We start from the raw sequence: 14,820 nt of genomic DNA on the forward strand, positions 1-14,820 counted from the left end.
CCTCAGGAACCCGCCATGACCCACGATCTGAACGACACCCTGATCTTCGTCAAGGTGGTCGAGCAAGGCAGCTTCATCGCCGCGGCCAATGCGCTCGGCCTGCCCAAGACCACCGTCAGCAGAAAGGTGCAGGATCTGGAGGCGCGCCTGGGCGCGCGCCTGCTGCACCGGACCACGCGCCGCCTCGGCCTGACCGAAGCCGGCGCGGTCTATCACGAACATTGCCAGCGCATCGCCCGCGAACTGGAGGAAGCCGAGAGCGCGGTCGGGCAGCTGCAGGCCGGCCCGCGCGGCTGGCTGCGCTTCAGCGTGCCCTACTCCGCCGGCATTTCCTGGGTGGCGCCGATCCTGGGCGAATTCCACAAGCAGCATCCGGAAGTGCGCCTGGAAATGGTCATGACCAGCGACAAGGTCGATCCGATCGCCGAAGGCGTGGACGTGGCCCTGCACATGGGCGCGCTGCTGGACTCGACCATGGTCGCGCGCAAGCTGGCCACCTTCCGCACCCAGGTGTTCGCCAGCCCCAACTACATCGAGCGCCACGGCGAGCCGCTGCATCCGGACGACCTGCAACACCACCGCACGCTGGCGCTGAGCAATGGCCGCAACGGCAACAACCGGCTCAGCTGGCCGCTGCGCAACGGCAAGCAGAGCGGCGACTTCGCGATCCAGCCGATCCTGGTCGCCAACGACTCGGCCGCGCTGATCGGCGGGCTGGTGTGCGGCGAAGGCCTGGTGCTGGCCAGCGACGCGACGATCAAGCCGCTGATCGAGGCCGGCAAGGCGCGCCGCGTGCTCGGCGGCTGGGTCGGCCCGGACCTGGATTTCAACGCGGTGTTTCCCGGCGGGCGCATGCTGTCGCCGAAGGTCCGCGCCTTCGTCGATTTCCTGGTCGACAAGCTCAACTTCGACGTCAACTACATGCTGGCGCAGTGCCCGGCCAAGCTGGCCACGCAACACGCCGACAGCGGCGCCGAGTTCACCCTGTGCAGCGGCGTGGCGATGAATACCCAGACCCTGGCGTTGCCGCAGCTGGCCGAACTGCCATCGCTGGAAGAGGCGGAGGCGGAACCTGTGCCGGAACTGGAGGAAGAAGCGCTGGTCTGAGCAGGCAGGCGGGCAACGACCGCGGCCGCTGGCCCCGGTCTTGCGCGCTGCGATCCCGGGACGACCTCGGCACACGCCGGCGCGCCGGTGGCGCACAACGCGAAACGGGCCGCATCCGCGGCCCGTTCGCATTTCCGGCTTGGTGGACGCCGCTCAGGAACGCAGCGGCACCACGCGGATCTCGACCCGGCGGTTCTGCGCACGGCCGGCCTCGGTGCTGTTGTCGGCGATCGGGTACTTCTTGCCCGCACCCAGCGTCTCGATGCGCTCGCGCTGCACGCCCTGCGCGGTCAGGTACGCGGCCACCGAGGCGGCACGCTGCTCGGACAGGCGCTGGTTGACCGCATCGCTGCCGATGCTGTCGGTGTGCCCGACCACTTCGATCATGGTCTGGTTGTATTCGCCCAGGGTCGAGGCCACGCCGTTGAGCGCCGAATAGAACTGCGGCTTCAGCGTGGACTGGTTGAAGTCGAAGGTGATGCCGTCGGGCAGGTTCAGGGTGATGTTGTCGCCGTCGCGGCGCACGTCGATGCCGGTGTTGGCGGTGCGCTCGCGCAGCGCGCGCTCCTGGCGATCCTGGTAGTTGCCGATCGCCGCGCCGCTGAGCGCGCCGATGCCGGCGCCGATCATCGCGTGCTGGCGGCGCTCGGTGGCGCTGCTGCCGCTGAGCAGGCCGGCGGCGACGCCGACCGCGGTGCCGATCAGCGCGCCGCGGCCGGTGCGGTTGTTCTGCTGTTCGGTCGGATTGCCGTATTGGTCGCGCTGCACGTAGGAACCGCCGGTGGCGCAGGCGGACAACACCAGCGCGCTGGCCAGCGCCACGGACATGCCTTGAATGACGGTGCGTTTCATCGCGCTCTCTCCCACATCTGGATTGAAGTGGGAGCAAGCATAAACAAGCGCCTGCGAGACGGGCATGAACGCCGCGCGGGTCGCGCTGCGTCCGCATGCGCCCTGTTCAGGAAACCGGCAGCAGCGCGTCCGCATCCGCTGCGCGCAGCGGATGCTCCCAGTCGCCCATCAGCGCCAGGTACAGCAGCTTCTCGAATTCGGCGCCGATCCGGCGCATCACCGCATCCGGGTCGGGAATCAGCCGCGCGTCGCCGATCAGGCCGAAGTGCACGCGGTGGTTGTAGCTCATGATCGACACACCGACCCCGATCGAACCGGTCTGCGGCACCCAGAACATCATCTCGCGCACGCGGCTGCCGGCCAGATACAGCGGCTGCTGCGGCCCCGGCACGTTGGTCGCCACGGTGGTCGCCTTGCGGCTGAACAGGTCCAGCGCCAGCGACTGCAGCGCCGCCGGCGCCATGCCCACCGCGGCCAGCAGCCCGAACACCACCATCGCCTGCCGCGACTGCTTGAGTTGCTGCATCGATTCGGCCACGCGCTGCACGCGCCGCACCGGATTGGCCTCGCCGACCGGCAGGTCCAGGAACACCAGCCCGAAATGGTTGCCGAGCTTGCGCGCGTGTTCCAGCGGGCGCAGGTTGACCGGCACCGTGGCGCGCAGGGTCACCCCGTCCAACTGCTCGCCGCGCTCGAGCATGTAGTCGCGCAGGGCGCCGGCCATCGTCGCCATCAGCACGTCGTTGACCGTGCAGTCGCAGGCGCGGCCGACCGCCTTCACTTCGTCCAGGTCCAGCGGCGCGGCCCAGGCCACCCGCTTGCTGACCCCCAGCCGCCCGCGCAGCAGCGTCGGCGGATCGTCGGACAGCAGCAACGCATTGGCCAGTTCGCGGCCGATCAGGCCGCCTTCCTTGGCCAGCATCTGCGCCAGGTTCGGGTCCTGGTACATCTCGCGGCCCTTGTCGAGCATGCGCCCGCCCAGTTTCAGGTAGCGGTCGATGGCGCCGACCCGGCGCACCACTTCCTTGCCGTCGTCCTTCAGCCAGGCGCGGCCCAACTGCGCCGACGGTTCCGGCACGCGCTGCATGTCGGTCAGCGACAGCAGCACCTGCACCAGGGCGATGCCGTCGGCGTAGCTGTGGTGGATGCGCGCGACCAGCGCCGAGCCGCCTTCGTAGCGTTCGATCAGATGGAACTGCCACAGCGGCTTGGTCTTGTCCAAGGGCGTGGACGCCATCTGCCCGGCGAAGCGTTCCAGCGCCTTCTTGCCGCCGCGTCCGGGCAGGGCCGACAGGCGCACGTGCCAGTCCAGGTCGAAGTCGTCGTCGTGTTGCCAGTAGGCGCCGGTCGCGGTGTCCACCGGCTTTTGCTGGAAGCGCGGAAACGACAGGAAGCGTTTGCGCACCAACTGCTTGAACTGCGACAGCGACAGCGCCTCGTCGAGCATCAGCACGCCGGTGATCATCATCGGATTGGTCGGCCGCTCCATCCGCAACCAGGCGGTATCCACGCGCGACATCGGTTCGCGCCGCGGCTTGCGGCGGGCTGTGCTGGTGGCCATGCATGCTCCTGTGCCTGGCCGGAGTGAATCATGGCGCGGCGAAGGGCGTCAATCGCGGCGCCCTGCCCCGCGCTGCCGCGGTTCACGCCGCAGCGCAGCACGCGCGCACCGCGTGCGCCCGGGTCAGCCGCCGCCGGTCTCGCGGTAGGCGGCCAGCGCGGCGTCGCGTCCGGCGGCCAGGTCCACGATCGGCTGCCGCGGATAGTGCGGCGCGCTGGCGGCCAGGCGCTGCGGCGACAGCCACGGCGCGAAGCGCTCGGCCACCGGCAGCGCCGCCAGTTCCGACACCCAGCGCGCGATGTAGCGGCCCTGCGGATCGAACTTCTGCGCCTGCGTCACCGGATTGAACACGCGGAAGTACGGCGCGGCGTCGGCGCCGGTCCCCGCCACCCACTGCCAGCCGAGCGTGTTGTTGGCCAGGTCGGCATCGACCAGGGTGTCCCAGAACCAGCGCGCGCCTTCGGACCAATGCACGCGCAGGTGCTTGCACAGGTAGCTGGCGACGATCATCCGCACCCGGTTGTGCATCCAGCCGGTATGCCACAGTTCGCGCAGGCCGGCGTCGACGATCGGCACGCCGGTGCGGCCGCGCTGCCAGGCCTGCAGTTGCGCCGGATCCGGCGTGGCCCAGCGGAACCGGGCGAAGCGCGGATTGAGGTTGTGCTCGGGTGTGGCCGGGAAATGGTGCAGCAAGTGATGGGCGAAGTCGCGCCAGCCGAGCTGGCGGATGTAGCCGTCGATCGCCGCGCCGGTGGCGGCGCTGCGCTCGTTTTCCAGTGCCGCGACGATCCGCCACGGCGCGATCTCGCCGAAATGCAGGTGCGGCGACAGGCGCGAGGTGCCGACCTGGTCGGGACGGTCGCGGCCGGCGACGTAGCCGCGCAGGGCGCCGTCGACGAACACCTCCAGCGCCTCGTGCGCGCCCGCTTCGCCCGGTCGCCATACCTCCCAGAAACCGCGGTCCCAGCCCAGCGCCGGCGCCAGTCCCAGTTGTTCCAGCGGCAGGCTGTGCAATGCCGGCGGCGGTGGCGGCAGCGTCTTCGGCGCGGGCAAGAGCGCCGGCACCTGCCAATGGCTCAGCGCGCTGCGCCAGAACGGCGTGAACACCTTGTACGGCCCGCCCTGCTGGGTCGCCAGCTGCCACGGCTCGAACAGCAGCGCACCGTTGTGGCTGTGCACCTCCAGGCCCTGCTCGCGCAGTTCGCGCTTGAGCCGGGCGTCGCGCGGCTGCGTGGCCGGTTCGTAGCGGCGGTTCCAGTACACCGCGACCGCGCCGCATTCGGCGATCAGCTCGCGCAGCACGGTCTCGGCCGGACCCTGGCGCAGGATCAGCCGCGAACCAAGCGATTGCAGTTGCGCGTCGAGCGCGGCCAGCGAGCGCTGCAGCCAGCTCAGCGAGGCCGCGCCGGCGGCCCAGGCGCCCTCGTCGCCGGGACTGTGCACGTACACCGGCACCGGCGTGTGCCCGGCGGCCAGCGCCGCATGCAACGCGGGTTGATCGTGCAGGCGCAGGTCGCGCCGGAACCAGACGATGGCGTAGCTCATGCGCAGGACGGGCCGGAAAAGGACGCGCAAGGATACGCGGGGCCGGCGCGCAGCCGGCGTGAGCGCGCACGGCGCGGGTGCCGGCTGGCGCGCTGGCTAGGCCGCGACCGGCGCGCCGGACTGTTCCTGGTTGCCGTAGCTGACCAGCAGCGGCTCGACGATGGCGCCGGCCGCCTGCAGATTGCGCAAGGCCAGGATCGAGGTGAGGCTCAGTTCGCTGCCGTGCGCCAGCAGCATCATGCCGCGCTTGGACACCACGTCCTGCTCCAGGCGCCAGCCCGGCACCAGATCGCAGACCTTGGCCTTGCGGATGCCGCTGCGGGTATTGAGCTGCAGGTCGGCGAGCGCGTCGATCAGGCCGCGCGGCAGCGGCGGCTCGACCTTGCGCAGCTCCTGCACCGCGTGCGCCAACGGCAGCTTGCGCGCCAACCCGCGCACCAGCAGCAGCGAGGCGCGCAGCAGCTGCGCGCCGCGGACCACGTCCGGCGAGGCATCGGCCGGCGGCGGCAGCGCCTGGTAGCGCACGATCTCGGCCACCGCCTGCATGCGCGGGATCGCCGTCAGCAGCCGGTACGCGACCAGCGGATGGCCGTCGATCAGTTTCTGCTCTTCCTCGGACAGCTCGTCGCCGGCGATCTCGCGCTGCACGATGTCGCCCGGCACGCTGACGCAGCCGATGTGGCTCAACGCCGCGGCCACTTCCACCATCCAGCGGTTGGGCCACGGCAGCTTGGCGGTGACGTGGCTGACGCAGGCCTGCAGTTGCGCCGAGCGCTGGAACGCCCACGGCGCGACCATCGACAGCACTTCGGTGAGCATGCGCGTGGTGCCGGCCAGCGTGGTTTCCAGCAGCTCGCGTTCCAGCAGCGTGGCGCGATGCAGCGCCACCGCCTGTTCCAGCGCGGCGACCAGTTCCTCGGTCGGGCACGGCTTGCACAGGAAGCGGAAGATCGCGCCCTGGTTGATCGCGGCGATCGCCGAGGTCGCATCGGCCTGCCCGGTCAGCAGCAGGCGCACGCTGTCCGGCGCGCGCGCGCGCGCCGCGGCCAGGAACGCGGCGCCGTCCATGCCCGGCATGCGCATGTCCGACACGATCGCCGCGAACGGCGGGCCGGCGGCGATCGCGGCCAGGCCGGCCTCGCCGCCGTTGGCGGTGACCACGTCGAACTGGCCGAACAGGTTGCGCTCCAGCGCCGCCAGCAGATTGGGTTCGTCGTCCACGCACAGGATGCGCGGCAGTTCCGGCTCGCTCATGACACGACCTCCGCTTCGCGAATCTGCGCGCACGCCGCCTGCCACTGCGGCAGCTGCGCGGCCACGCCCATCGCCTGCAGGTACTCCAGGTCCGGCGCCTGGCCTTGGGCCAGCGCCACGGCCACGTGCACCACGCCGATCGCATCGAACTGGCGATGCTCGACCCGGCGCGGCGCGCGGTGATGGGCGACCGCCTCGACGATCGCCCCGGGCAGGCCCCACACGCCGAGCAGGTAGGCGCCGATCTCCGCATGCGACGGGAAGCCGCGGCCGTGCGGATCGGCATCGCGGCACAGGCGCTCGACGTCCGGCAGCAACGCGCCGACGTTGGCCAGCAGCGCCGCGGTCGTGACCACGTCCTCGGCGACGTGACCCTTGCCGACCACCGCCGCCAGCCGCGACGCGCGCACCGCATCGGTGCGGATCGCGTCGGCCGAGTCGCCGGCGTCGCTGTGGAACACCTCGCTGGCCAGCACCAGCGTGCGCAGCAGGCCGATGCCGATGCGGTTGACCGCGTCCTTGATCTCGGCCACGCGATGGCCATTGCCGAAGAACGCGCAATTGGCCAGCTGCAGCACCTTGGCCGCCAGCGCCGGGTCGCCTTCCACCACCGCGGCCACCTGCGCCACGCCGGCAGCGGGGTCGCCGAGCAGGCGGTTGAGCCGCGCGAACATGCGCGGTGCCGACGGCAGCCCGCCGATGCGTCCGGCCACCGCCTGCACCGCCGGATCGTCCAGCAGCACCTGCAGCGCCACGGCGCGGTCGATCGCTTCGATCAGCGCATCGCCCTCGCAGGGCTTGGCCAGGAACTGGTGGGCCACGTCCAGCGAACGCAGCGCCGCTTCCTGTTCGGTATGCCCGGACAGGATGATGCGGATGGTGCGCGGGCAACTGTCGCGCACCTGGCGCAGCAGTTCGGCGCCGTCCATCATCGGCATGCGCATGTCCGAGACCACCACGTCGGCCGGTTGCGCCCGCAGCGCGACCAGCGCCTCGGCGCCGCTGCCGGCGAAGGCCACGTCCCAATCGCGGTCGGCCATGAACATGGTGCGCTCGAGGCCGGCCAGCACCTGCTTCTCGTCGTCGACGAACAGCACGCGCATCGTTCAGCCCGCCACGGCGTTCAACGGCAGCCGCACCACGAACGTGGTGCCGCGCTGGTCCGCCGGCGGTTCGAAGAAGATCAGTCCCTGGTGCTTTTCCACCACCGCCGAATAGGCGATCGCCAGGCCCTGGCCGGTGCCCTTGCCGACCGGCTTGGTGGTGAAGAACGGATCGAACACCTTGGTCCGGATCGCCTCGGGAATGCCCGGGCCGTCGTCGCTGACGCACAGGTCCACGTGGCTGTCGCCGGCACGCCGCAGGATGATGCGGATCCGGCCCTGCTCGCGCTCGCCCGGCACCAGCGTGTCGCCGATCGCATGCGCCGCGTTGACCACCAGGTTCAGCAACACCTGGCCGATCTCGTCGCGCAGGCACGGCACCATTGGCACGTCCGCGGCGAAATCGGTCTCGATCTCGGCCACGTATTTCCACTCGTTGCGGGCGACGGTGATGGTGGTGGCGACCAGCTCGCGCAGGTCCACCGGTTCCTTCTCGCCGGCCGAGGGATGCGAGAAGGTCTTCATCGCACTGACGATCTTGGTGATGCGGTCCAGCCCTTCCAGCGACTGCTGCAAGGCCTCGGGGGTCTGCTTGCGCAGGTACTGGAACTTGGACGAGGTCACCTGCGCGTCGAGCGCGGCCACCAGCTCCGGCGCCACGCCCTGCGCACGCGCCGCATCGACGATAGCGAAGGTCATGTCGAACACGTGGTCGAGGATCTGCTTGGCCTTGCACACGAACGCCAGGTTGTCGCGCACGTACTGCGCCGGCGTGTTGATCTCGTGGGCGATGCCGGCGGCGAGCTGGCCGATCGACTCCATCTTCTGCGCCTGCAGCAGCGCGACCTGGGCCTTGCCGAGGTCGGCCAGGGCATGCTCCAGCTCCTGCCGCTCGCGGCTCAGCTCCTGCGTCTTCAGCGCCACCACCTTGCCCAGCGCGATGTTCTGCTGCAGCGTCGCCAGCGGCGAGGCCGCCGCATCGTCGCGCGCGGTGACCCGCTTCTTCAACACGGCGATCACCTTGTCGCGCGCGGCCAGTTGCCGGCGCAACTCGGCGATCAACGCCGTCTCGCCGCTCTCCAGCGGCGCGGTTGCGGCATGCGCAAGGATCGGGACCGTCGCTGCATCTGCGGACATGCTCATCTCCCGATCGCCACGCCGGTAAAGGTCTGGTTGACGTGCAAGCCGTTGAACTGCTCGCCGTAGGTGGAGAAACCGAACACGCCTTGCTGCGCCATGAACGCGCCGACCTGCTGCTGCATCTGCGACTGGCCGAACTCCAGGCGGCGCAGGATGCAATCGCAACCGATCACCAGCGCCGGGTCGGATATCGTCTCGTGCACTTCGGCAAAGGCCTGCTGTAGCGTTTCCATCACGTCCACCGCCTGGCCGACCGACACCACCATGCCCTCTTCCACCGCGCAGTAGCAGGTCATCGACAAGTCCTCGTTGACGCGCAGGATCGAACGCACGTAGGGCTCGCCGCTCAAGGTCAGCAGCAGCGGATAGGTCGAGAACACCTTCGGCTCCAGTTCTTCCAGCGGCACGCCGATCGCCTGCGCGTAGGCCAGCGCGGCCGGCTCGCCATTGATCTCGCGGATCAGGCGCCGCGCCGGATCGGCGTCGGTGACCACCAGTTCGATCTCGCTGGCGACGAAGTGCTGCAGCTTGAACACCACGAACGGGTGCCGCGAATGGAACAGGGTCAGCACCGCCGCATCGGCCAGGAAGCGGCCGTCGTAATAGACCAGGGTGCGCTCGAAACGCAGATTGTCGCCGGCCGAGCCGCCGAGCAGCGGCACGTCGCCGATCATCCGGTACAGCGCCGCCGCCAGGTATTCCTCGCAGGTGGACAGTCCGTCGACCAGCAGCAGCGAGAAGCACTGCCCGGCCTTGTCGGCCGTCGCCGCCTGCACCGTCTCGGCCACCACCGCGACCTGCGCCTGCAGGTCGCTCAGCGGCGCGATCAGCAGCGGCTGTGCCTGCAGCACGCCGCCGCGCAGGCCGGCGACCAGGATGCCGTTGCTCTGGAAGCCGTGCTCGCCGATCTGGCCGGCAGCGGTGCAGCCGATCACCGGGCAGTCGAAGCCGGCCTTGATCGCCGGACCCAACGCGTCCAGATCGTATTCGGCATCGCAGAACAGCAGCACGGCGTCCAGCGGCGCGGCGCCCAGTTGCGCGCGCAACGCGGCGACCGCAGCGACGGCATCGCGGTCGGCGGTTTCCGCATGGGTGACGGTCAACGGCATGGGCGGGATCCAGGAAGGGTTCCCTCCGGGTATCGACCATCACGGATTGAGGTTGAGCGCGGTCAAAGCGCTCTGTGACAGAAGTATCGCTGTGCCCGGATGAATACGCACGCCGCCGGCCGCATCCACTGCAGCGCAGCAATCGCGCGGCCGCCGTTGCGGTCGCGTGCGGCGCTTACTCGAACGCGCCCACCGAATCGTGCGACAGATTGTCGAAGCGGGTGTATTCGCCGAAGAACTTGAGCTTGCACGAGCCGGTCGGGCCGCCGCGATGCTTGCCGATGATGATCTCGGCCAGGCCCTTGTCCGGCGAATTTTCCTTGTTGTAGTAATCGTCGCGGTAGATGAACACGATCATGTCCGCGTCCTGCTCGATCGCGCCGGATTCGCGCAGGTCGGCCATCACCGGGCGCTTGTCGGTACGCGTTTCCAGCGAGCGGTTGAGCTGCGACAGCGCGATCACCGGCACGCCCAGCTCCTTGGCCAGGCCCTTGAGCGAGCGCGAGATCTCGGAGATCTCGGTGGCGCGGTTCTCGCTGTTGCCCGGCACCGACATCAGCTGCAGGTAGTCGATGACGATCAGCCCCAGGTCGTGCTCGCGCTTGAGCCGGCGCGCCTTGGAGCGCAGGATCTCCGGCGACACGCCGGGCGTGTCGTCGATGAAGATCTTGGTTTCCTTCAGCATCTTGATCGCGCCGGTGACCCGCGCCCAGTCCTCGTCCTCGAGCTGGCCGGTACGCAGGCGCTGGGCGTTGATGCGGCCGTTGGAGGAGATCAGGCGCATCGCCAGCTGCGAGGCCGACATTTCCATCGAGAACACCGCCACCGCCTTCTTCGACTTGATCGCGGCGTACTCGGCGATGTTCAGCGCCAGGGTGGTCTTGCCCATCGCCGGACGCGCGGCCAGGATGATCAGGTCGGTCGGCTGCAGCCCGGCGGTCATCGCGTCGAAGTCGCTGTAGCCGGTGGGCAGACCGGTGATGTTGCCGCCGTTCTCGAAGCGGCTGCGCAATTCCTCGAACGCGTCCTTCAACGCGCCGGGCATGGCCACGAAATCGCTGCGCCCGCGCGCGCCGGCCTCGGCGATCTTGAACACCGCCTTCTCGGCGCTGGCCAGCAGCTCCGCGCTCTCGCGCCCTTCCGGCTGGAAGCCGTCGTTGACGATGGTGGTGCCGACCTCGATCAGCTGCCGCAGCACCGCCTTGTCGCGCACGATCTCGGCATAGGCGGCGATGTTGGCCGCCGACGGCGTGGTGCTGGCCAGTTCGATCAGGTAGGCGCCGTCGCCGACCATCTCCAGCTTGCCCTGCGACTCGAACCACTCGCCCAGGGTCACCGCATCGAACGGGCGGCCCTTCTCGGCCAGCTCGCGGATCGCGCGGTAGATCAGCTGATGATCGCGCCGGTAGAAATCGTTGTCGGTGAGCTGGTCGTTGACCCGGTCGTAGGCGTCGGGCGCCAGCATCAGGCCGCCGAGCACGGCCTGTTCGGCCTCGATCGAATGCGGCGGCACGCGCAACTGATCGATACGCGGCTCGCTGCGTTCGCCACGCTCGCTTTTGCGGTCGCCGCGGTAGCCGGGACGGGCGGACATGGGCTGGATCTTCTCTCTGGGGGGCGCGGTCGGCGGGCGGCGCCGATGGCGCGACCCGGCCGGCCATCTTAGTCAGCGGCGTGCGGCGCGGCTAGGGGCAAGTCTGTGGACAACCCGTTGAGAACTGCGCGCAGGCCGCGCCACGCAAGGCGATCGCCGCGGCGCCGCAGCATCGCCCTTGTGCGTCGCATCCGCTGAGATCGCCGGTTCGCCGGCTCAGGCCTGCAGTTCGTCGACCCAGGCGATGAACTTGTCGACGAAGCCCTGCAGGAACTTGCGCGTATCGTCGTTGCCGATGCTGCCGTCGGCCTCGATCAGGCCGTCCTTGAACTGCACGAACACCTCCGGCTGGCTCAGCACCGGCATGTCCAGGTAGGCCAGCACGTTGCGCAGGTGCTGCTGCGCCAGCGCGGTGCCGAGCGTGCCCGGCGACGCTCCGCACACCGCTGCCGGCTTGCCGGCGAAGGCGCTGTCGCCGTAGGGCCGCGAGCCCAGGTCGATCGCGTTCTTGAGCACGCCGGGGATCGAGCGGTTGTACTCGGGGGTGACGAACAGCACCGCGTCGGCGTCGCTGACCTGCGCCTTCAGCCGCTTGCCCTGCTCCGGATAGTCGTGATCCTGGTCCTGGTCGTACAGCGGCAGGTCGCCGATTTCCACGTACTCGAAGCGGGCGCGGTCGCCGACCAGTTTCTCCAGCGCCAGCGCCAGGCGCCGGTTGAACGACTCCTTGCGCAGGCTGCCGACGAAGACGGCGATGCGGTACTGGCTCATGGCGTACTCCTGACCGATTTGGGGCTTGCAGCCTAGCCGCCGGCGCAGCGTGGCCAGGTGAATACGGCCAGGGCGACCGCCGCCAGGCCGCTCAGCGCCGCCCCTGCCAGTCCGCGCGCGACTGCCCCCACACTTCCACCTCGTGCGCCTGCAGCGGCTCGGGCAGGCGATCCTGGCGCAGGTAGCGCGCGCCCAGCTTGGCCGCGACCGCCTTGGAATTGGCGTTGTCGGCGGCGATGGTATGGATCACCTCGGTCCAGCCCAATTGCGCGAACGCCCAGTCGATCGAGGCGCGCGCCGCTTCCGGCGCATAGCCCTGGCCCCAGTACGGGCGCGCGATCCCCCAGCCGACCTCGGTCCCCGGCCAGCCATGCGGTTGCCACGGCCCGACCCGGCCGATCCATTGCCCGCTGCGCTTCTCGATCACCGAGAACATCGAAAACCCTTGCAACTGCCAGCTGCCGACCAGCGCCGCCAGCGCGCGCCAGGCCACCGGCGGCGGTTGCACGCCGCCCAGATGGCGCATCGCCTCGGCATCGCCGGTGAACCGGCAGAAGTCGTCGAAATCCGCCGCGCTCGGCGGGCGCAGCAGCAGACGCCCGGTGTCCAGTTGCAGATCGAAAATGCTCATGCCCTCGCCTCCTCGTGCCTGTCCATTGCCCCGGGCGCCATGGCCGCGGCGCGCACCGGTTCAGAACGCATTGATGCCGGTCAGCTCGCGGCCGACCACCAGTTGGTGCACGGTCTCGGTGCCTTCGTAGGTGATCACCGATTCCAGGTTCAAGGCATGGCGGATGGCGCCGTATTCGGTGGTGATGCCGGCGCCGCCGAGCAGGTCGCGGCATTCGCGGGCGATGTCCAGCGCCATGCGCACGTTGTTCCACTTCGCCAGCGACACCTGCGCCGGCTGCAGTGCGCCTGCATCCTTGAGCCGGCCCAGCTGCAGCGCCAACAGCTGCGCGCCGGCGATGCGCCGGGCCATGTCGGCCAGCTTGATCTGCGCGCTCTGCGTGGCCGCCAGCGGGCGTCCGAACAGGATGCGTTCGCCGGCATAGGCCAGCGCCTCGCGCAGGCAGGCGATCGCCGCGCCGATCGCGCCCCAGCTGATGCCGTAGCGGGCCTGGGTCAGGCAGCCCAGCGGGCCTTTCAGCCCGCGCACGCCCGGCAGCCGCTGCGCGTCCGCCACGCGCACGTCGTCCAGGAACAGCGCCGAGGTCACCGAGGCGCGCAGGCTCATCTTGTGCGCGATGTCCTGCGTCGCGAAGCCCGGCGTGCCGGCTTCGACCAGGAACCCCTGCACCCCGTCCTCGGTCTGCGCCCACACGATCGCCACGTCGGCCAGGCTGCCGTTGGTGATCCACATCTTGCTGCCGCTCAGGCGCCAGCCGTCGCCGTCGCGCACCGCGCGGGTCTGCATCGCGGCCGGGTCGGAACCGCCCTGCGCCTCGGTCAGGCCGAAGCAGCCGATCGCGGTGCCGGCGGCCATCGCCGGCAACCAGCGCTGCCGCTGCGCCTGGCTGCCATAGGCGTGGATCGGATACATGCACAGCGAGGACTGCACGCTGACGAAGCTGCGCAGCCCGCTGTCGCCGCGTTCCAGTTCCTGGCAGATCAGGCCGTAGCAGACCGCATTGAGCCCGGCGCCGCCGTCGGCGGGCGGCAGCGTGGCGCCGAGCAGGCCCAGTTGCGCCAGGTCCGGCACCAGTTCGGCGGGGAACCGCGCCTGGTCGAACGCATCGCCGATGATCGGCAGCACCCTGGCATCGACGAAGCGCGCCACCGCCTGCTGGATCGCGCGCTCCTCCTCGCTCAGCAGCGCGGCCACGTTGAACAGATCGTCGCAAGGCAACGGCATGGCGGGACTCGGCAGGCGAAAGCCGCATTGTATCGGCCTGCCCGCGCTCCGGAAAAAGAAAAGGCCGGCACCTGGCCGACCCTTTCTCCCTGCTGCCGCGGCGAGACTCAGCGCTGGCTGATCACGTCGCCGGCCGAGGCGGTCTGGGTGACCAGGCGCCCGTCCAGCACCGGCAGGCGGTCGCTGCTGGGCTTGTCGTCCATGCGCACGGTCTTCTCCTGGCCGTCGTAGCGGTAGGTGACCTCGTAGCCCTTGACCACGTCGTCCTTGCCCAAGGCGATGCGGCTGCCCGGCTTGCTGTCGGTGCGCATGGTGCCGGTGCTGCCGTCGTCGTTGCGGTAGGTCACGTTGTAGCCGGTGATGCGCGAGGACTCGGCGGTGCTGTTCTCGGTGTGGCACTGGCGCTCGGTGCGATCGACCACGCGGCCGCCGACGTGGTTGCGGTCGACCTGGTTGCCGATGAAGCCGCCGGCCACTGCGCCGGCCGCGGTCGCCGCCTTGCGGCCGTTGCCATGGCCGACCTGGTTGCCGAGCAGCCCGCCGACCACCGCACCGACCACGGTGCCGCCGACGTTGCCGTCGCGCTCGGGCAGGCGCTCCTGCACCACCACGTCGTTGCAGACCTGGCGCGGAGTGGTGGTGGTGGAAGTTTCGCGCAGCGGCTCGGTGCCGATCACCTCGGCGTAGCGCTGTTCCTTCTGCGTGATCGGATCGACCCGCACCACGTCGGCGTATTCCAGCTTGCCGCCGACGTCGTTGCCTGCGACCGCGTCGCCGGCAACACTGTCCGCAGCCGGACGCACGTCGCCGCTGCCGGCGAACTCCTGCTTGTCGCGGTTGTTCATGAAGGCCGCGGTGGCCACGCCGCCGACCAGCAATGCGCCAGCCGCGACCAGAATGGTTGTCGTATTGCTCTTCATCGTTTCTCT

Annotated in this window: 13 protein-coding genes; 1 reads left to right on the plus strand and 12 read right to left on the minus strand. The window is 69.8% G+C overall.

Features of this window, described 5'->3' with window-relative positions; translation table 11 throughout:
* Positions 1-15 precede the first annotated feature (15 nt).
* Positions 16-1,107: a LysR family transcriptional regulator gene (locus HDC36_RS05800; protein WP_179565189.1), complete on the plus strand. Its 1,092-nt coding sequence runs from the start codon at positions 16-18 to the stop codon at positions 1,105-1,107.
* 153 nt (positions 1,108-1,260) lie between these two features.
* Here HDC36_RS05800 and HDC36_RS05805 read toward each other — a convergent pair whose 3' ends face one another.
* From HDC36_RS05805 to HDC36_RS05860, 12 genes are all read right to left on the minus strand, one after another.
* Positions 1,261-1,959: an OmpA family protein gene (locus HDC36_RS05805; protein ID WP_179565191.1), complete on the minus strand. Its 699-nt coding sequence runs from the start codon at positions 1,957-1,959 to the stop codon at positions 1,261-1,263.
* A gap of 106 nt (positions 1,960-2,065) precedes the next feature.
* Complete coding sequence (locus HDC36_RS05810) at positions 2,066-3,520, minus strand: wax ester/triacylglycerol synthase family O-acyltransferase (RefSeq protein ID WP_179565193.1); 1,455 nt, start codon at positions 3,518-3,520, stop codon at positions 2,066-2,068.
* 123 nt (positions 3,521-3,643) lie between these two features.
* Positions 3,644-5,065: a deoxyribodipyrimidine photo-lyase gene (locus HDC36_RS05815; protein ID WP_179565195.1), complete on the minus strand. Its 1,422-nt coding sequence runs from the start codon at positions 5,063-5,065 to the stop codon at positions 3,644-3,646.
* A gap of 96 nt (positions 5,066-5,161) precedes the next feature.
* Positions 5,162-6,319 carry an HD domain-containing phosphohydrolase gene (locus HDC36_RS05820; RefSeq protein WP_179565197.1) on the minus strand — a complete coding sequence of 386 codons (1,158 nt, stop codon included), beginning with the start codon at positions 6,317-6,319 and terminating at the stop codon, positions 5,162-5,164.
* Positions 6,316-7,422 (minus strand): HDOD domain-containing protein, encoded by a 1,107-nt coding sequence (locus HDC36_RS05825; RefSeq protein WP_179565199.1) that lies wholly within the window; start codon positions 7,420-7,422, stop codon positions 6,316-6,318. The genes HDC36_RS05820 and HDC36_RS05825 overlap by 4 nt, the downstream gene beginning before the upstream one ends.
* A gap of 3 nt (positions 7,423-7,425) precedes the next feature.
* Positions 7,426-8,559: an ATP-binding protein gene (locus tag HDC36_RS05830; RefSeq protein ID WP_179565201.1), complete on the minus strand. Its 1,134-nt coding sequence runs from the start codon at positions 8,557-8,559 to the stop codon at positions 7,426-7,428.
* 2 nt (positions 8,560-8,561) lie between these two features.
* Entirely contained in the window at positions 8,562-9,671 is a 1,110-nt protein-coding gene (locus HDC36_RS05835; protein ID WP_179565203.1) for an FIST N-terminal domain-containing protein, read from the minus strand.
* 175 nt (positions 9,672-9,846) lie between these two features.
* Complete coding sequence (locus HDC36_RS05840; RefSeq protein WP_179565205.1) at positions 9,847-11,265, minus strand: replicative DNA helicase; 1,419 nt, start codon at positions 11,263-11,265, stop codon at positions 9,847-9,849.
* A gap of 216 nt (positions 11,266-11,481) precedes the next feature.
* Positions 11,482-12,036 (minus strand): NADPH-dependent FMN reductase, encoded by a 555-nt coding sequence (locus HDC36_RS05845; protein WP_179565207.1) that lies wholly within the window; start codon positions 12,034-12,036, stop codon positions 11,482-11,484.
* Between the two features lie 91 nt (positions 12,037-12,127).
* Entirely contained in the window at positions 12,128-12,667 is a 540-nt protein-coding gene (locus HDC36_RS05850; RefSeq protein WP_179565209.1) for a GNAT family N-acetyltransferase, read from the minus strand.
* Between the two features lie 60 nt (positions 12,668-12,727).
* Positions 12,728-13,891, minus strand: a complete 1,164-nt coding sequence (locus tag HDC36_RS05855; RefSeq protein ID WP_179565211.1) for an acyl-CoA dehydrogenase family protein — start codon at positions 13,889-13,891, stop codon at positions 12,728-12,730.
* 107 nt (positions 13,892-13,998) lie between these two features.
* Positions 13,999-14,811: a glycine zipper 2TM domain-containing protein gene (locus tag HDC36_RS05860; protein WP_179565213.1), complete on the minus strand. Its 813-nt coding sequence runs from the start codon at positions 14,809-14,811 to the stop codon at positions 13,999-14,001.
* Positions 14,812-14,820 lie beyond the last annotated feature (9 nt).

It is taken from the genome of Xanthomonas sp. JAI131, assembly GCF_013410075.1.
Taxonomy (GTDB): domain Bacteria; phylum Pseudomonadota; class Gammaproteobacteria; order Xanthomonadales; family Xanthomonadaceae; genus Xanthomonas_A; species Xanthomonas_A bonasiae.